The following is a 16,372-nucleotide window of genomic DNA, read 5'->3' on the forward strand; positions in this document are numbered from 1 at the left end:
CCAATCCCGCAAACGGCCGGCTCAGCGCTGGCCGTTTTATCATCTAAGTATCTGAAATAGCTCATAGTAGAATCTGGTACCCCAACAAATACCCCAATAGTCCTAGAGGTTACGCAGCGGGCTCTTGAAGGGCTTCCGCGACGCCCGGCGTAGAGATCGAATCGGCTACGCCGCCCTATGGTCGGCGCATCAACGATTTGAACGACACTTTCTCAAAGTCACTTTCAATCATCGCAACACCAGCCAGAGCTAGCGACCCGAGAAAACAGAATTTTTCTTTTGGGCTCATTTCCCCGAAGCGCCATTCGCAGCGGCTTCCATCTTTCTTTTGGTGTATTACCTGAAAGCTCTCGGGTATCTTGCGATCATACATCGTCTCGATAGCTCTCAGTAAATCAACAGTATCGCTCAAAACGATCGCTTCTTTTTCCCTGTGAGCGAATTTGTTGCGGATGCTGTTGATTATCAAAACAGGCGTGATCCGCAAATTGGGCAAGCCCAACGCTAAAAGAAAATCGACCTTACTGCTCGTATATGGAAGCTTCATTGTATTAGAGGAAGGCACCATCGTTCTAACGATATGGTCAAGAGCCCTATCGATTTCGAAGTGAATTCGTATTACCGCGCCGATATCATCTTCCGTATACATCGCCCGCATTATACGGCCGCTGTCTACGTCGAAATTAAATACTGTTGGTTTGTCGCTAAGCATACCGTTCCGACTCACCTACCTTGCGCGCCCGCGCAACATGTTTCAGCGCTGAAGCCGCCGCGCGATCTCGTCGAAGTTCGCAGGCGTGTCCGAATCGATCAGACTCGCCAGCGTTTCAAAACCCTCATCCGCGCATGGCTGCGGCGGCACGGGATCACGCGGAATCGGCGTCCCATGCCATTGTCGCAATAACCATTGAATGAGGCGACTCACGCGGCCTCAGCGGCTGAAGCACCGGGCTCGAAAGCGCGCCAGTACCCAAGGCATAAGGCGGTGTCCAGAAGATTGGGCGTATTGGCGACGGCGGCGAGAAGCTTCAAAACATCCGAGCCGCCGTCGCCACTGGGCAAATACCGCATAGCTCGCAAGCGGCGGTTCGTAAAAAGAACGTCCATTGAGCCGTCTTTTTCAACTGCAACGGCGCATGTGAAATGCTTAGTCCGATAAAGCTCTTTATGCATGGGTATATAATCCTTAAATGTCTAGTGCTCCCGTCCGAAAGAGAGCTAGACATAAAGGATACAGAGAGTCAAGCCACTGAAAATAATACGTAAAATCGATTTTACGTATCGCGAATCGATTCTAAGAATAAAAACCTAAAATCGAAAATAGGTAACTCAAAATCGAAAATACGTAGAGTGCACGCTCAGTTAGCGGCGCGGAAACGGAACGATATTATTCCCCATCGCGCATACCTTGAATTCCTCAATCAAGGCGGCGTCGCCAAATCGACGTTGAAGCGCGAACGCGGCTTCCCGCGTCTCGCAAGGTATGACTTCCGCAACAACGTCGATTTTATCCGGCGTCTCTTCGCCCGGAGAACGCTTCGCAGGCATGAATGAGAACCCACACGCCGATTGCTCATCCGGCCACAAAACAAAAACGACGTGCGCCCTAGCGCAAGCTTGTTCAAGAGCCGCGTCGTCGCGCTTCGCTTCCGCAGCGAAAGCCATACCGCCAATCGTAAGCGCTCGTCGCAATATTCCCAGACACAAAGGCCCTAGCTGGCCGTCAACTGTTAGATAGCCATAGGTCACCGCGTCATTCATAACTTCAACTCCGATACCAAGTCGGCTTGCGCCCCGCGCTACGGGCCTCTTTGCCCGTGGCGTAGCGCGTGAGGCTGTCTATTACGCTCTGTTGTGCCATGACCGGGAATGACCCATCTCGCAGATGGATGTTCGCCGGGCGTAAGTCGCCGCCGCTCGTGGCAGGAACGGACACAAGGCCGCCGCTCGCAAACCGAGGGACGGACGGGGTTAGCGCATCCACCAAGCCGCCGACGTTGAACCCTCTAAACACGCTTCCAATATCGCGAAAGCCGTAATTCAACGCGTTAAGGATAGGCAACCCTAACCGCTTCACCGCTTTCGCTGTGAAGATGTACTCGCCGTTGGATACGCGCGCGATAATGGAATCGCTCGTTCCGGTACCCGCCCCGCGAATGTGACCACCGCCAGCGAAGCCCGGCGTCTTATCCCCGCCGCCGCCGCCGACAGCCGACGCAATGGTATCCGCCGCGCTCCTTGCCTTCGCTAGGACGCCGCTAATAATGTCCACGAGCCCGCTAAAATAGCCCTTCACCGTATCCACGGCGCTATTGAACTTCTGCACGATCCAATCGGCTGCATCGGTCACGCCTTGCTTGATCGCATCCCACGCACCAAGCGCTGTGCTTTTCACCGACTCCCAAGCATCCGCCGCCCCGCTCTTGATCATCTCCCACAACGCGCTGAAGATCGTTCCCAAATTGGCAACAAACTCGCCATTGAAGAGGGACTCGAACGCCATAGCGACGCCAGCAACGATCCGGGCTACGACCGTACCGAACGCGATAAACGGAGCCGCGACAGCCGACAGCGCGTCTTGCGCACCTTGCGGGAGCAAGCTCCACAACGCCTGCCATAGCTCCCCGATCTTCTTCGTCGTGCCGTCCCAATCGGTAACCAGTTTCGTCAGAAGAAAGCCCACGGCGAATCCGGCTGCGGCAATCGCAACCGGAATTCCGCCGAAAGTCGTGATAAGCGCGGCAACTGCGACGTATGCGAGTTGCGCGCCGGAAGTCAGTACTCCGAATAGCCCGGTAAGCCTCAAGATCACACCAACAATTGCGATCTGCCCGGCCGTCAAGTCTGTCCCGAACACGGCGTTAATCGCCTTCACCGTGATATCCAGTGTCGTCAAGAAGGCGTTAAACGCGGGAATTATGATTCCAACTATCGCGTTTTTCGTCGCTGCGGCAAAATCAATCATCGATGCTTTCGCTTTGATGATTGATTGATTCTGAACATCAGAGTCACGACCTTCAAGCAGCGCAACCAAATCCTCCACGATCGGCTTAACTTTGTCCGCGATCGTCGAAGCGTACAACGTCAAGTCAGTACGACCGCGCACGATAGCCTCAACGAAGCCCATAACAAGCTTCGTTACTTGCGGCGCGAACGTCGCAAGTATTGAATTCCTCACACTCCCAAGCGTTTTGTGAAGTTGACCGAAAGAGTCGGCGGCTTTGTCGAGGGCTGCACCGCTCGCGTCATCGAGCGATGGTGCAAGCCGCTGCATTTCTTTTTCCATCTCCACGATGGCCCGCGATCCTTGCCCGACAAAGGTAGCCATTCGCGAATTTTTCGACCCGAACAGTTCGGCCGCGAGCCCGGCCTTGTTCGCGCCGTCAGGCATACCCTTGAACACATCTGAAATATCCAACAGCACGTCATGGGTATTCCGCAGCGAGCCGTCTGCGTTCTTCACGACGATTCCTAAGCGGGTGAACGGGTCTAAAGAGTCCTCGTTCGCCTGCTTAAGCTTCTTTACCGCTTTCCAATATGCGTCCGACGATATCTCGCCGTCATTGTATTGCTGGCGAAGATCGCGCAAATTCCGGTCGTACGTAATCGCGCTTTTCCCCGCTTCCGCCATTCCGGAACTGAGTTTCAGCAAGCCGCGCTCAAACTGCCCGCCGTCAATGCCGGAAAGCTCAACAGCGTCTTTCAAATTTTTGAGTTGCTGCGCTGTAATGCCTATTGTGTCGGCGGTGTTCTTCAACTGCTCGCCCGCGTCCCCCGCAGCCTTAGTCAGAGAGATAAAGCCCGCTACAGCCCCGCCAATCGACAGCCCACCGAGCGCGGCGAGCCGGTCAACCGCACCGCCGACCTTAGAGCCGAATCCAACGGCCGCCCCGCCTACGGTGCGAAACGTCTCTTGCAGCGCGCCGATTTTGCCGACGACTTCCGTTACGGTTACCCCAAACCGTTGCAGGAACGAGTTGCCGCGCGATGCGTCCTCAAGATCGGAGAAGGCTTTCCTTCCGGCCGCCCCGATTCCTTCTAGCTGCTTTCGAATGTCCGCGCCGCCGTCTAACGAGATACGGACGCTGAACGATTTACTCGCCATGAGTCGCCTCCTCAACTTCAAGGCCACGCGCGAGCAAACGACGAATAGCCGTCGCACGCGGGGACACGGAATACAAAGCAAGCGAGTCGACTCGTCGCAGCATCATCGCCGGAAGTCGGACGGTCACCTTTTTATCGCAGACGCGTCTTTTTCGATCGTGTGTCATAATTCGACGATGCGCCGAATGTCCGCCAATGTCAGCCAACGAATTCTCAAACCAAAGCAGCGAGACGACTCGTGCTAGGATGGATTCGTTGAGACATTTTGGGAGGGGTATTATGGATCACGACACCAGACGAGTCATCGCGGGAGTGGAAAGCAAATTGGGAAAGGCGATCAATGAAATTGCAGTGGCACAGCAAAGGAAGGAAGCGGAGGCGCAGCAAAAGAAGGCATTAGACGCAATGGTTGATATGCAAAGCAAGATTCTAGATAAGGCCATTGCCTACACCAACCTAATTATGATTGGAGGATATGCAGGCATTTTCGCGATATGGTCGGCAACGCGAAAGGACCTCTCACCAAAAATGAACATCGCCGTAGCCTTAGCAGCGGGAGTATCGCTTACGGTCTTTATCGCTTTCGAAGTCTATAAAGATGTGGATCAGCGGAAAACGGCTTTCGTTGAGCCACGAATTCCTGACGAAACCGCCCCAACCGGATGTCTTTTTCGGACAACTGCAGGAGTTGCAGCGAAAAGAAGCGCGGGTTTCTATTGGGTTCATCCCCGCATGGCGTTTCACGCTTACTGTATGTGTGATTTCGGCGTTGGCTGCTGTTGGTCTACTTGGTTATAACTTTTTCGCCATTCTTCTAAGCGGTTCGGTTGCGCCTGCAACTTGACGGTTTGACTCGCAGCGAAAACTTTCGGAGCTATCTTATAGAAACCCGAAAATAAAAAGTTCACACAAAGAGAGGGCACGCACTCATGTATTGCCCTCGTAGGATTTTATTCCGGGAGGACCCGTTAAACCTAATAAACAACCCTAATCCCGCCGAAAAATATTTCAGCATTTATTCCGATTTATAGGAAAATAAACCCACGCAGCTTACCGCACCTCACGCCCAAAGCTGCGCACCAAAATTATCAATGTTATCAGTGCTATAAGGCCAACTAGGGCAGCTAGGGCAACCTGCGCACCCCTCAAATCGCCGTAGCTTTCTATATTTCTATACTAATCTCTATAAGCTGCTCTAGTTGCCCTAGTTGCCCTAGTTGCGCATTCCCCTTGTTTTATAGGGTTTGCGAGTGCGCAGCCCCCGCGCAACTAGGGCACCCTTGTTAGGCGTCGTGCCCCAAATCCGTCATCCATTCGTCAGCGTCGTCGAAAGGCGGGTGCCACGGATGCCTTGCCCGAAAATCTCTGCGCATGTCCGCAAGGGGCGGAAAGTCCCACCAACTCACACTTACGCGCCGCCGCTCCACGTTCCAGCTTTTTAGAAAGTCCGCGAACTGATTGTCTGTCCACCTTGCAATGCTCGGATACTTTCGGCGCGCGAAATCGTAGAGATCGGCGGCCGGTGCGCGATATGGCTTTGAGGGATGCTGACACGGCAACACGGCTTCCCCGAGTAGATCACCAAGAAATTTGATCTCGGGCGGTGCGGATAGGAGTTTCTGTTGCGCCAGCGCCTTTGTTTCCGGGACACCGTGGCGTGGGTGCCAGCCTTTTAAGTCCATGTCCTGCAAATCGTGCAGCATCGCGGCGAGGCCGCCGCCTTCAATCTCCGCACGCAACCGCTCAAAATATCGGTGATCCTGCTTCCGCCGGTCAGAGGCTTGGAAGACAGCATACCGTCGCTCATCACCGGATGCAGGCACAACCCAATCGTTGTTGCTGGCCATGACGATCTTGAGCGCGTTCGGCATTCGGTAGGCGTTCACGCCCTTCGGCTCGATTTGCATCGTCGGTTCGGTCACGAGCGCTTTTAGTGGGCCTTCGTCGTCATGGTTGCCCGGCCACAAAGCTTCGTCACAGAAGACGAAGGCGGCTTGCGCGAAGTGAGCATTGAACTTCCCCACAAGGTGCGAGCGCTGCGATATGTGGAGTCCGTGCGCGCCGTAGATTTCACAAAGCGCGCGGGCGAGGAATCCTTTACCGGTGCCTTTCTCCTTGGAGAGCAACACGAGCGCGACTTCAGCTTGCTTCGTCGGATTCTGGAAACCCCATGCAATCCATCTGATGATGTAATCAAACGAGGCGTCGTCACCGTCTGCGATTATGTCGCGAATGTGCTTCCGCATCCGGCTCCAATTACCGGGCGCGGGATCAATACCGAAACCGCGCCACAAGTTGATCTCGTCAGACTCCGACACATCGGCCTCGTCAGCGTCGAATATCAAGCCGTCGAAGGTGTAACGCCCGCGTCTTGTTAGCCACCATTTTGCTAGTGGAATGCGTTTCTCACCACCTTCTTCGTCGCGGATCACAACGAAACGATTAGCGAGCGCCTTGCCTAATTCCTCCGTCGCCCATAATTCTGGAACGCGGACTCGCCTGTCTATCGGGGACTTGCCCCAATAGAGGACGCGGGTCTTTCCGCCGACGTTGACGAGCGAGAAAACATTATTGATGTTCTCCGCATTGACTTGGTTTAAGCGGATCGCTGGCGCATCGGCGGACGGCGGATCAAGCCACGACAAATCCTCATCGTCGATTGCGTCGAAGTCGCCGGATGCATCAGCGGCCGGGATGACATGCAGTAGCCCGCGCTGTTCTAGCTCGTAGCGCAGTGACGCCGCAGTAACCGCGTCGTCACGCTTTTCGTGCAGTGAGTCCCATCGCTTCCCGATCATTTCGGCTTGGTCGGAATACTCGGGATCAGAAATGCTCCACTCTATGAACTGTTCGCGCGCGTCGCCGCTGGAGGCATGGTGACAAGCCTGCATCAACCTCAACCAAACCGAATGTTCGCGGAAATCAGCCGGGTCCAAAGCGTCTAGCATTGCCGCGATTTGCTCGGGCGAATATTCGCCGCCGACGCCGGACGATTCAGAGGCGGGGCGGGTGATGGCATCCAATACGGACGTGGGTACAGCCGGGAGACCGTCGCGCACGTCGGGAAAATCGTCATCCCATATGTACGGCTTTTTCGCCCCTGGATGAATCGAGCCCGCCGCGACGACTTGCGTGCCGCGCGATAGAAAATCGATGCCCGGATATTCCTTCAAACCTTTCCGGATCAAGACATCTGCGGGCTTCGCCATGTAAATATGGAGTCCGCCGCTGCCGGTGACGACGCGCGGGAATAGAGAGTCATCAAGGCCGTGATCAATGCAAAAACGTTCAAAAGAATCCAAGCCGCCGTTGCGCGGATCGATATCAATGACGAGTTGATTGGGTTTCAGACGTACGCCGACGTTAAAGCGCGCTTTGATCGCGGCACGCCGGATTTTCGCGCTGTCGTAGGTCCGAGTCGTCCAATTCTTGTCGCGAGGCGCTTTGCCATCAAGCGGGATAAGGTCGAAAATATTGGAGTCGTAAGTTTCAAAAGTTTGTTGAGCGGTCTTTACTCGGACGGTATTCATTCGGCACTCCATAAAACCTGCCCGGTCGTCGGTTGATTTCGATGCCGGGCATTTCTTTTATGAATGTCGCACTGTCCTTTTGATTTCAGCCAACGAAAGCGTTCTGCTCTACGTCGAAGGCCCTGCCGATGTATTCTTTCGGGTCGCCGGTCGTATCGTCTATTTCGATAAGTAGATGTTCAGCCGGGCATATCATGCTCACATCTACGACGGCGTTTATTACGTGTCCGTCAACTACAGCCGCCTTGATCGTATCAGGCTTAAAATGCCGCTGATACTCGTACCAGTCTTGGGCGTCGCCTTCACGCACAATGATGAGGACATTCGGCGGGTGTCCCATTAAAGCCGAGTCGATATCGTTCCGGGCGATCCATCGTCCATGCTGTGTAATCTCCATCGTCAAGTCCTTAAGCGAATGGGGTGTTGTACCAAGTACCGCGATATAGAATTGAAGATAACGAAAACGCATAACCGTGCCGCCCCAACTCGTGATATTTGCGGGCCAACTTAAGCCGGTACACACGCATAACGATGCGTAGTCCCTAGCGTCAGTGTTGTTAGTCGCAGTCACGTCCGTATAATAAATCCAACGCATAGACGTGACCGCGCTAGCTGATCCTGACGGACCTTGAGGCCCCGTGGCACCAGTTGGGCCTTGCGGTCCTGTGGCTCCGGTTGGGCCTTGCGGTCCTGTGGCACCGTCAGCGCCGTCAGCGCCCGGAGGGCCTTGCGCTCCGGTAGCTCCATCAGCACCGGCCGGGCCTTGCGCTCCGGTAGCGCCGTCAGCGCCCGGAGGGCCTTGATCGCCAATGTCGCCTTGCGGCCCTTGCGCACCAACACCGCCGCGCACGTCAACCGCGTCGGCAATGTCGCTCACGAGTCCGGTTGCACCGACATAGAATCCGATGTCCGGCTTGTCGCCCGTGCCGCCGGTCCAATCCGAAACTTGGAGAACACGGCGCTCGCCGTCCGTGGCTACGGCTAGGACAGGGCTCCAACCTTCGCCGCCGTCGCCCGAGCCGCTACCACCTTCGCCGGGATCGCCTTGCGGACCACGCGGGCCACGAATTCCGACGCCGGGCGGCCCTGCGAAGCCTTGCGCGCCTTTAGTGCCGCGAACGTCAACGGCTTCTTTGATGTTGTCTGTGAGGCCGTCAGGGCCGATATACCCGGTGCCCGGCTTGTCGCCCGCACCTCCGGTCCAATCAGATACGCGAAGCACGCGGCGTGCGCCGCTGCTCACGACGGATAGAACGGGACTCCATCCATTATCGCCGGATGCGCCGCGCGCTCCGGTCTTCCCATGCTGACCGGGCTCACCGTCTAAACCGTCAATGCCGGGCTCGCCTTGCGGGCCTTGTTTACCGGTCGCGCCTTTGGGGCCGCGCAAACCTTCATAGCCCCGTGGTCCGCGTAACGCCTCGCGCGCCTTGTTCTTCGCGTCCTTCGCCGCGCGTACCGCAGCGGGGTCAACGTAGTCGATTTTCATAGCCATCTGGAAATCTCATTTTCCGCGCGTGAAGATGAGCAGCCGCGATCCGTCTTCGCGAACTAAATACTGACGTGTGATTCCGTCGCGGCCGACTATTCGGACGAGCCGCTTGCGGCGTTTCATTTCCTGTGGCGGTGTTTCCGCTTGCGGCCTTCAATTGTCCGGCCGTCAACACGATCGGTAAAATATTTCATGATCGCGCGAGCATCGTAAATTGTGCGACGACCATCCCTACGCGTTGGCTTCGGGAAGCCTTTCGTCAAACAGAGAACGTTAACCCGGCTCAACGACAAGAGCGCAATGCCCGTAATATCTTCGCGGATAATTTCATGACGCTTTAAAAACATTGGTCAATTTCTCTTTCTGAAAGCACATCCAGTAATTAATGAAATAATGAAATGGCCGCCGCGTCAGCCAACATTTCAAAACATCTTCTTCGGTTTCCAGCGCATCATGCTGGACTCGCTACGCCACCATTCCGCAAGATCGCGTTTCATGTATCGCGCTTCGAAGAAATCTCCCGTAATCACGGGACGTAGCATCACGGCGTTTTGCGCACGTTTATGCATATCGTTGATGGTGACGCCGACTCGCTTCGCCAATTCCGGAAGGGTCGCGGTTGACTCGATGAGGCGGACGAGGGTCTTTCGGCCCTCGTCGTCAACGCCAGTGACATCAAGACCCGGCACAAAACCTAAGATGCCGCTCCCGATCTCCGGAATCGTGAATTTGAGACGTACCATCGGTTAATCGCGGCGTGGCGGATTGTTGTAGCGAGACCACGCGCGATTACGGACATCGTCCCAACTTGTCGGCTTTTCCGCTTTGCCGAGGGCAGAATCGGCCTTGTTTGACGGCCCACCGAGCACGCGTTCAATCATTTCAGGAGAAGCAGAATCGATTGTCACGTCCCCCGTCGTATGCGCGCGAATTGCGCGGTCAGCATGTGAGCCGCCGTTGCGCGAGCGGTAGGAACGAACGGCAACGGTAACATCTGAAAATTTTGGCATGGAAAAATCCTCTTCATTGAAAGTGAATTGGACTGTCTAAAAGTGTTGGCCGCCGCATCTAGCGTCCATGATCCGCGTAAACGCGGCGGCCTTGCCGGTAACCAGCCGGGCTTCCCCTGAGGTGCATGGGGCACATCACCTCAGGGCGTTCAAAGTCATTCGGAGTCCGTGTTGCGCGCGCCTTGATTCACCCACTTCGAACTGCGAGGTAGTGATTGCCCTTTGGGCGCTTCCATCTTCGGCTCGTGTGTATATTGCGCGAGCGAGTCGCCCGATTTTCCATGCGTTGGTTCCGTCGTGACGATTTCAATACCGAGCAAGGCGCGCGGGTCGGCATTGTATCGGCGCACTACGTTCGCATCACCCTTCGCTTGAAGAGCGGCGACGATGGCCTCTTCTGTCCGCTCAAGGTCTAGAAGTTCAGCACGCAATTGCGCTTCACGCGGTGCGCGATCTGCGATGGCAATTGGCGGAAATGCACTCGATTCGATGCGCTGTTTGGCTTCCGCCACGAGCTTGTCGCGGATCAAATCTTTCAAGGCCCAAAAGACCAGCGAAAAGCCGTCGTTAATTTTACGTCCATTGATACCCGTCCAAACCTCTGGCCATCTGGTAAAGCCATGGCGGCGCGTATTGCTGTTGGTCGCCAAGAATCGGAGGGCCATGTACGTGTCAGGCGCTCCCGCTCGTGCGAACTTTTCAATGTCGTGATCAATATGGGCCGTTGCCTCGGCAAGTGTAACCGGAGCCAAGTCGAGGTTAGCAATGTCGGCATTCTTTGAAGCGATCGCATAGCGGGTTGCTATCAAAACCTTGGAAAGATCACCTTTAGTAACTGGCGCTACTAGCTCCTTGAAAGTCGTTTGTGAGTGTCCAGAAAGAAAACGTTTGCAGCGTTCTAAAAGGCCGCCCTCGGTACGCGACTTTGCGTCGCGGAGTTGTGACAGGCGCGACTCACGATCTTCTTCAAACGCTGTCAACGCGTCGCGCGCCTCATCACGCTCTAAAATGAACGGAGCCGCTTCGTTTAAGTTTGCACCGTTTGCCTTGACTCGCGTCAAATACGATTCGGCGCGCTCGTATGCGGTGCGTAACCGATAGCGTTCCTGAACGTCTTCGACGCCGATGACGCGCCACTTTCCCTCATCAATGGCCCGCGCGTTGCGTACGTCATTCTCCATTCTGCGGATCGCGGAACGACCATAAGAAGGGAGTCGACGCTTGATTTTCTTTAATTCGTCAGCGGGAAGCATTCGGTTATTGGAGTAATCGCGCATCGCTAAAACCTCGTCATGAATCTGATGATAAGATCGGTGCGATTTTCGTTTCGCGATACCCGCCAAAATCGGCACAACGCCCAAATAGATCGATGATGCGGGTACTTTTTAACCGCGACGCTGACGCAAAATTTCCCGAACCTCTTTCGGACGTTCACCCCGTACCAACGTTTCAGCGCGATCTTTCATCAACGTCTTACCGCCCGGTAATGCTTTATATTGAGGATACACAGCATCAAACGCCGCGCGGTCAAAGCCACGTCGCGTTTTCTTGCGGTCGTACGCTTCGATGAAATCGGCAATCGCTTCGTGGCGGGGTTTTGTGGTCGGATCAGCCCGTGACGGATTCAGATGTATACGATCAGAGAGAAATTGCGTCGCGTCATCGGATAGGTCCGGACACAAAGCGCGCAGAAGCGGGGAGATATTACCCACTTCATGGCATTGTTCAGGAATCATTTCGATGTCGATATGATCGGACATTTTGTAACGTACGAAGCAGCGTCAGACGGCGTTGGCTTCACGATACTTATTAAGCGCTGAGCCCTTAATCCGGCGCGCGCGACCGACGCGGAAGCTCGCTACTTCACCGGCAGCGAGCAACTGAAACATCTTACTATCGGAAATACCGAGAACGCGGGCCGCGCCGCTCGGGTTGAAGCTCATCTCGTCGAATGGGCATTCGCTAGTCATCGTTGACGCTCCACGGGATATGTGGAGCGACCATGAACGATAACCATCCGCATCTCAGCCAACGAAAGCGGGAGGGCTATGTTTAGTTAATTTGAAACGGCACCACGTTGTCAGATTCCGGAATCCCGGCACACCACGCGTCCCAAGCATTCATCAGAGCGCGCCGTTTCTCTAAAGCGTCGGAGCGGCGATAGGCTTGCTCGACTTGATTACCGATGGCGTGAGCGAGCGTAGCTTCTGCAACCTCGCGTGAGAATCCAGTCTTGTCTCCGCACCAATCTCTGAATGAACTACGCATTCCATGTAGTGTCGCGCCCGGTGCGATCTCACGTAATAAGTTCGTTGCGCGATCTTTGCCGATCGGCTTTTCGCCTGATCGGCCCGCAAATACAAACATGTTAGGTTGTGCGTCTTTATGAATCACAGCTTTCAGAATTTCAATCGCCCGGCCCACCAGTGGCACAACGTGGTCTCGTCCCATCTTGGTTCTGTCAGCGGGAATGGTCCACGTCTTCGCTTCAAAGTCTATTTCGTAAACTCTTGCGGCGCGGGCCTCCTCAGCACGAACGCAAGTCAGGACATTGAACTCAAGTAACCTCGCGAGTGTAGATGTGTCAGCGCGAATCTTGTCCATGATTTCGGGAACAGCGTCATAAGCAGCAGCGGCGTGGTGTTGCTTCCGGCGCGACTGAACAGGTAACAGTTCGGACAGATGGCCTTTCCACGCGGCCGGATTTGAACCTGTGCGCAGCCCTTTGACTTTCGCCGCGTCGAGCACTCGCTCGATACGGCCGCGCAATTCGCGCGCGGTCTTCGGTTTCACGAGCCACAGAGGTTTCAGCACCGACAACACCTCGGCCGTGTCGATAGCGTTGAGGCGCTTCGCCGCGAGTGCCTTCGCATGAACCTCAAAGCCACGTCTCCACTCACTAGCCGTTTTCGGATTCCGGAAACCGCCCTTGATGCTCTCCAACAATTCGAGGGCGAACGGCCCGAACGTGACAGCCTGCGTTTTTTCAGCCTTGCAGTGCGCAATCGGGTCAAGGCCGCCAAGCCTTAGCTGGCGCATCGCCGCAGCCTTCTCGCGGGCCTGAGCCAGCGTGAGACCGTGCTTCCGGACTCCTTTGGCGGGGCCGAGTCCAAGCTCACGGAGACGGCCAGTGTCGGCGTCCCGATAGATGAAACACCACGAGCGTGCAGCGCCCGCGCCGATTACGAGGAAGAGATTGCCGCCGTCGCCGTGGCGACCGGGCTTGCTGATCGTCTCGGCCTGCCTAGCCGTCAACCGATGAAGTTGCCTTTTTGCCATGTCCGGCCGCTTTCCTTCCCCAACATTTACCCCAACATAGGACGCGGATTTAGGGCGAGCAAGGTGTAGGACGCTGGAGCTAGATGGAAGGGTAAACGGCTATTTTATCTCGATAATTCAATACGATGGCGGAGCACTGTGGAGCAGGGTGGAGTTGTATGGAATCTACGAATGTCCGGCTCAGCGCCGGCCGTTTTGTTTGGGTGCGTTCGCCGTCCTTCTCCCCTTGCGGGAGTAGGTGTTTTGTCGGCGTCATTGCGAGGAGCGTAAGCGACGAAGCAATCCAGCTCTTACTTTGTCCTGAATTGCTTCGCTTCGCTCGCAATGACGGTGGGTTCGATCCAGCCCGAATTCAATAAACTTTAGTTCGGCGGCGTGCCGTTCTCCGCCAGCACGTGGCCGGCGAGATACAGCGATCCTGCGATCAGAATGCGCGGCGGAATTTCGTAGGCGAGACGCGCGACCGATTGTAGCGCGGCCCCGACGCTCACCGCGGTTTCGGCGCGCATATCGAGCGCGCGGACCGCTTCCGCCAGGACCTCCGGAGGCATCGCATTCTCCATGTTCGGAATCGGCACGGCAATGACATGGCGCGTTAGGCCGGCGAAGTTGGCGAGAAAGCCCTGCGCGTCCTTGTTGCCCATCATGCCTGTTATCACCACCAGCGGACGCGACAGCCGCTCCTCAAGATCGCCGAGCGCCGCCGCCGCTACCCGTCCGCCATCGGCGTTGTGGCCGCCGTCGAGCCAAAGCTCGGCGTCGCGTGGCGCCTGATCCACGATCCGGCCGGATGTCAGCCGCTGCATCCGCGCCGGCCATTCCGCGCCGGTAACGCCGCGCTCGAACGCCGTTGTCTCGATGCTGAACCGGTCCTGCGCCCGCAACGTCGCGATCGCAAGGCCTGCATTGTCGAACTGATGCCGGCCGAACAGCCGAGGAGCGGCAAGGTCGAGCAGACCGCGTTCGTCCTGATAGACCAGTCGCCCGTGTTCCACGTGGACGTGCCAGTCCTGGCCGGCGGCGTGCAGCGGGCTGCGCATCTGCTTCGCCCGCTGCTCGATCACAGCCTGCGCCTCCAGCAATTGTTCGGCGGAGATCACCGGCACGCCACGCTTGATGATGCCGGCTTTCTCGCCGGCAATCTGCATCAGCGTTCCGCCGAGAAACTCAACATGATCGATGCCGACCGGCGTGATAACGCTTGCCAGCGGCGTTTCGACGACGTTGGTGCTATCGAGCCGGCCACCGAGGCCGACCTCAAGCAGCAGCACGTCGGCGGGATTTTTCGCAAACAGCAGAAAAGCCGCCGCCGTCTTCATCTCGAAAAGAGTGAGCGGATCGCCGCCATTAGCACGCTCGCATTCAAGCAGCGCGTCACGCAATGGGTCATCGGCCACCAACGTTCCGGCTAGCCGCACGCATTCGTTGATCCGCACCAGGTAAGGCGAGGTAAAGACGTGCACGCGCAAACCTGCAGCCTCGAGAATCGCGCGCAGGTAGGCAATGGTCGAGCCCTTGCCGTTGGTGCCGGCGACATGAATAACCGGCGGCAGCTTGCGTTCGGGATGATCGAGCCGCTCGAGGATGCGCCACATCCGGCCGAGCGTGAGATCGATCTTTTTCGGATGCAGCTTCGAGATCCCCGCAACAACGTCGTCGAGCGGCGTTTGGCGGGGCGGAACGGCGCTCACGCCGGAGGTGCGGCTGGCGTCGCCGGCGGAGCCTCCGGAACGGCAGCCGGTTCGGCCGGCTCATCCGGCTGGGCAGGAGAAGCTGGTTCTGGCGCCGTCTCGATCGTTTCCGGCGCCTTGGTCAACAGCCGGCACAGCCGCGCCAGCGTCGGCCGCAGTTCGTGACGATGCACCACCATGTCGATCATGCCGTGGTCGCGCAAATATTCGGCACGCTGAAAACCCTCCGGCAGTTTCTCGCGTATGGTCTGCTCGATGACGCGGGCTCCGGCGAAGCCGATCAGCGCGCCGGGCTCCGCGATCTGAACGTCCCCAAGCATCGCATAGGAGGCCGTGACGCCGCCGGTGGTCGGATTCGTCAGCACCACGATATAGGGCTGGCATGCCTCGCGCAGCATCTGTACCGCGACCGTGGTGCGGGGCAGCTGCATCAACGACAGCACGCCTTCCTGCATCCGCGCGCCGCCCGACGCCGCGAACACGATGAAGGGGCATTGTTTTTCGACCGCAAGTTCGAGACCTCGCACGATCGCCTCGCCCGCCGCCATCCCGAGCGAGCCGCCCATGAAATCGAAGTCCTGCACCGCGACCACGACGGCGGAGCCTTCCAGCTTGCCGAACCCGACCTTCACGGAATCATGGAGCCCGGTCTTGGCGCGGGCGTCCTTGATGCGGTCGACATACTTGCGCTCGTCGCGGAACTTCAGCGGATCTGCAGGCACCTCCGGCAATGCCACATCGTACCAGGTCTCGTTATCGAAGATCGAGCTCAGCCGCGCATCCGCGCTCATGCGCATGTGATAGTTCGATCCGGGGATGACGAACTGATTGCTCTCGACGTCCTTGTAGAACACGAGCTGCCCGGTGTCGGGACACTTGATCCAGAGATTATCCGGCGTCTCCCGCTTGAGGATATTGCGGATTTTCGGCCGGACGACGTTAGTCAACCAATTCATCGAAGACGCTCCATAAGCGAGCAGAAATACCCCCGGTGCGGCAGCGGCCGGCGCAAGGCAAAGGGGCGCTCCGCCGGAGTTTTCTAGAGCATTTCGCTCTGATTGAATCAGAAGCTCTAGATTGTTGTTTTGACACGCTTTCTTTACACGAACCGGTATCCACGTCGCTCGAAAACGCTATAGCTTAAATAACGCGAAGGAGCGACCCCTCTCGGCCTTCTCGCGCATAGATGCGGCTTGGGTCCCTCTTCCGCAAGGGAGTTTTGAAACCGGTATGCCCGGGCCTTCCGTCCCAATTCTTATAGAGGGA

General features: G+C 56.6%; 16 protein-coding genes. 1 reads left to right on the forward strand and 15 read right to left on the reverse strand.

Annotated elements, in window-relative coordinates:
* Positions 1–175: 175 nt before the first annotated feature.
* From GGQ85_RS03455 to GGQ85_RS20800, 5 genes are all read right to left on the reverse strand, one after another.
* Positions 176–712 carry a hypothetical protein gene (locus tag GGQ85_RS03455; protein ID WP_309773369.1) on the reverse strand — a complete coding sequence of 179 codons (537 nt, stop codon included), beginning with the start codon at positions 710–712 and terminating at the stop codon, positions 176–178.
* Positions 713–921: 209 nt separating this feature from the next.
* Complete coding sequence (locus GGQ85_RS03460) at positions 922–1,173, reverse strand: hypothetical protein (protein WP_309773370.1); 252 nt, start codon at positions 1,171–1,173, stop codon at positions 922–924.
* A 189-nt stretch (positions 1,174–1,362) separates the two neighbouring features.
* Positions 1,363–1,548, reverse strand: a complete 186-nt coding sequence (locus GGQ85_RS03465; RefSeq protein WP_309773371.1) for a hypothetical protein — start codon at positions 1,546–1,548, stop codon at positions 1,363–1,365.
* A 217-nt stretch (positions 1,549–1,765) separates the two neighbouring features.
* Positions 1,766–4,105: a phage tail tape measure protein gene (locus GGQ85_RS03470; RefSeq protein ID WP_309773372.1), complete on the reverse strand. Its 2,340-nt coding sequence runs from the start codon at positions 4,103–4,105 to the stop codon at positions 1,766–1,768.
* A complete protein-coding gene (locus GGQ85_RS20800) occupies positions 4,095–4,271 on the reverse strand; it encodes a ribbon-helix-helix protein, CopG family (protein ID WP_374708840.1) in 177 nt (58 codons plus the stop codon). Before GGQ85_RS20800 ends, GGQ85_RS03470 begins: the two co-directional genes overlap by 11 nt.
* Before the next feature lie 112 nt (positions 4,272–4,383).
* On the opposite strand from GGQ85_RS20800, the gene GGQ85_RS03475 reads away from it, so the two are divergent.
* Positions 4,384–4,902, forward strand: a complete 519-nt coding sequence (locus GGQ85_RS03475; protein ID WP_309773373.1) for a hypothetical protein — start codon at positions 4,384–4,386, stop codon at positions 4,900–4,902.
* 485 nt (positions 4,903–5,387) lie between these two features.
* Here the strand turns inward: GGQ85_RS03475 and GGQ85_RS03480 are convergent, their stop codons facing one another.
* The 10 genes from GGQ85_RS03480 to accD all read right to left on the reverse strand — a co-directional run bounded on the left by GGQ85_RS03480 (position 5,388) and on the right by accD (position 16,062).
* Positions 5,388–7,634 carry a DUF5906 domain-containing protein gene (locus tag GGQ85_RS03480; RefSeq protein WP_309773375.1) on the reverse strand — a complete coding sequence of 749 codons (2,247 nt, stop codon included), beginning with the start codon at positions 7,632–7,634 and terminating at the stop codon, positions 5,388–5,390.
* Between the two features lie 85 nt (positions 7,635–7,719).
* The gene (locus tag GGQ85_RS03485; protein WP_309773376.1) at positions 7,720–9,129 is read right to left on the reverse strand and encodes a collagen-like domain-containing protein; all 1,410 of its coding nucleotides are present in this window, start codon (positions 9,127–9,129) and stop codon (positions 7,720–7,722) included.
* Positions 9,130–9,548: 419 nt separating this feature from the next.
* Entirely contained in the window at positions 9,549–9,869 is a 321-nt protein-coding gene (locus GGQ85_RS03490) for a hypothetical protein (RefSeq protein WP_309773377.1), read from the reverse strand.
* Between the two features lie 3 nt (positions 9,870–9,872).
* On the reverse strand, positions 9,873–10,136 hold the full coding sequence (locus GGQ85_RS03495) for a hypothetical protein (protein WP_309773378.1): 264 nt from the start codon (positions 10,134–10,136) through the stop codon (positions 9,873–9,875).
* Between the two features lie 155 nt (positions 10,137–10,291).
* Positions 10,292–11,413, reverse strand: a complete 1,122-nt coding sequence (locus tag GGQ85_RS03500; RefSeq protein ID WP_309773379.1) for a hypothetical protein — start codon at positions 11,411–11,413, stop codon at positions 10,292–10,294.
* Between the two features lie 108 nt (positions 11,414–11,521).
* A complete protein-coding gene (locus GGQ85_RS03505; RefSeq protein ID WP_309773380.1) occupies positions 11,522–11,896 on the reverse strand; it encodes a hypothetical protein in 375 nt (124 codons plus the stop codon).
* Between the two features lie 21 nt (positions 11,897–11,917).
* Positions 11,918–12,106 carry an excisionase family DNA-binding protein gene (locus GGQ85_RS03510; protein WP_309773381.1) on the reverse strand — a complete coding sequence of 63 codons (189 nt, stop codon included), beginning with the start codon at positions 12,104–12,106 and terminating at the stop codon, positions 11,918–11,920.
* Positions 12,107–12,188: 82 nt separating this feature from the next.
* Positions 12,189–13,415, reverse strand: a complete 1,227-nt coding sequence (locus tag GGQ85_RS03515; protein WP_309773382.1) for a tyrosine-type recombinase/integrase — start codon at positions 13,413–13,415, stop codon at positions 12,189–12,191.
* A gap of 362 nt (positions 13,416–13,777) precedes the next feature.
* Entirely contained in the window at positions 13,778–15,106 is a 1,329-nt protein-coding gene (locus tag GGQ85_RS03520) for a bifunctional folylpolyglutamate synthase/dihydrofolate synthase (protein WP_309773383.1), read from the reverse strand.
* Positions 15,103–16,062 carry an acetyl-CoA carboxylase, carboxyltransferase subunit beta gene (gene accD, locus GGQ85_RS03525; protein ID WP_309773384.1) on the reverse strand — a complete coding sequence of 320 codons (960 nt, stop codon included), beginning with the start codon at positions 16,060–16,062 and terminating at the stop codon, positions 15,103–15,105. The genes GGQ85_RS03520 and accD overlap by 4 nt, the downstream gene beginning before the upstream one ends.
* Between the last annotated feature and the right edge of the window lie 310 nt (positions 16,063–16,372).

Origin of the sequence: Nitrobacter vulgaris (genome assembly GCF_031453995.1) — a bacterium.
GTDB classification, from domain to species: domain Bacteria; phylum Pseudomonadota; class Alphaproteobacteria; order Rhizobiales; family Xanthobacteraceae; genus Nitrobacter; species Nitrobacter vulgaris.

What these genes read in the sequence shown, in the direction of transcription:
- GGQ85_RS03455 (WP_309773369.1), bottom strand. Translation starts at nt 712, where the DNA reads ATGCTTAGCGACAAACCAACAGTATTTAATTTCGACGTAGACAGCGGC.
- GGQ85_RS03460 (WP_309773370.1), bottom strand. Translation starts at nt 1,173, where the DNA reads ATGCATAAAGAGCTTTATCGGACTAAGCATTTCACATGCGCCGTTGCA.
- GGQ85_RS03465 (WP_309773371.1), bottom strand. Translation starts at nt 1,548, where the DNA reads ATGCCTGCGAAGCGTTCTCCGGGCGAAGAGACGCCGGATAAAATCGAC.
- GGQ85_RS03470 (WP_309773372.1), bottom strand. Translation starts at nt 4,105, where the DNA reads ATGGCGAGTAAATCGTTCAGCGTCCGTATCTCGTTAGACGGCGGCGCG.
- GGQ85_RS20800 (WP_374708840.1), bottom strand. Translation starts at nt 4,271, where the DNA reads ATGACACACGATCGAAAAAGACGCGTCTGCGATAAAAAGGTGACCGTC.
- GGQ85_RS03475 (WP_309773373.1), top strand. Translation starts at nt 4,384, where the DNA reads ATGGATCACGACACCAGACGAGTCATCGCGGGAGTGGAAAGCAAATTG.
- GGQ85_RS03480 (WP_309773375.1), bottom strand. Translation starts at nt 7,634, where the DNA reads ATGAATACCGTCCGAGTAAAGACCGCTCAACAAACTTTTGAAACTTAC.
- GGQ85_RS03485 (WP_309773376.1), bottom strand. Translation starts at nt 9,129, where the DNA reads ATGGCTATGAAAATCGACTACGTTGACCCCGCTGCGGTACGCGCGGCG.
- GGQ85_RS03490 (WP_309773377.1), bottom strand. Translation starts at nt 9,869, where the DNA reads ATGGTACGTCTCAAATTCACGATTCCGGAGATCGGGAGCGGCATCTTA.
- GGQ85_RS03495 (WP_309773378.1), bottom strand. Translation starts at nt 10,136, where the DNA reads ATGCCAAAATTTTCAGATGTTACCGTTGCCGTTCGTTCCTACCGCTCG.
- GGQ85_RS03500 (WP_309773379.1), bottom strand. Translation starts at nt 11,413, where the DNA reads ATGCGCGATTACTCCAATAACCGAATGCTTCCCGCTGACGAATTAAAG.
- GGQ85_RS03505 (WP_309773380.1), bottom strand. Translation starts at nt 11,896, where the DNA reads ATGTCCGATCATATCGACATCGAAATGATTCCTGAACAATGCCATGAA.
- GGQ85_RS03510 (WP_309773381.1), bottom strand. Translation starts at nt 12,106, where the DNA reads ATGACTAGCGAATGCCCATTCGACGAGATGAGCTTCAACCCGAGCGGC.
- GGQ85_RS03515 (WP_309773382.1), bottom strand. Translation starts at nt 13,415, where the DNA reads ATGGCAAAAAGGCAACTTCATCGGTTGACGGCTAGGCAGGCCGAGACG.
- accD (WP_309773384.1), bottom strand. Translation starts at nt 16,062, where the DNA reads ATGAATTGGTTGACTAACGTCGTCCGGCCGAAAATCCGCAATATCCTC.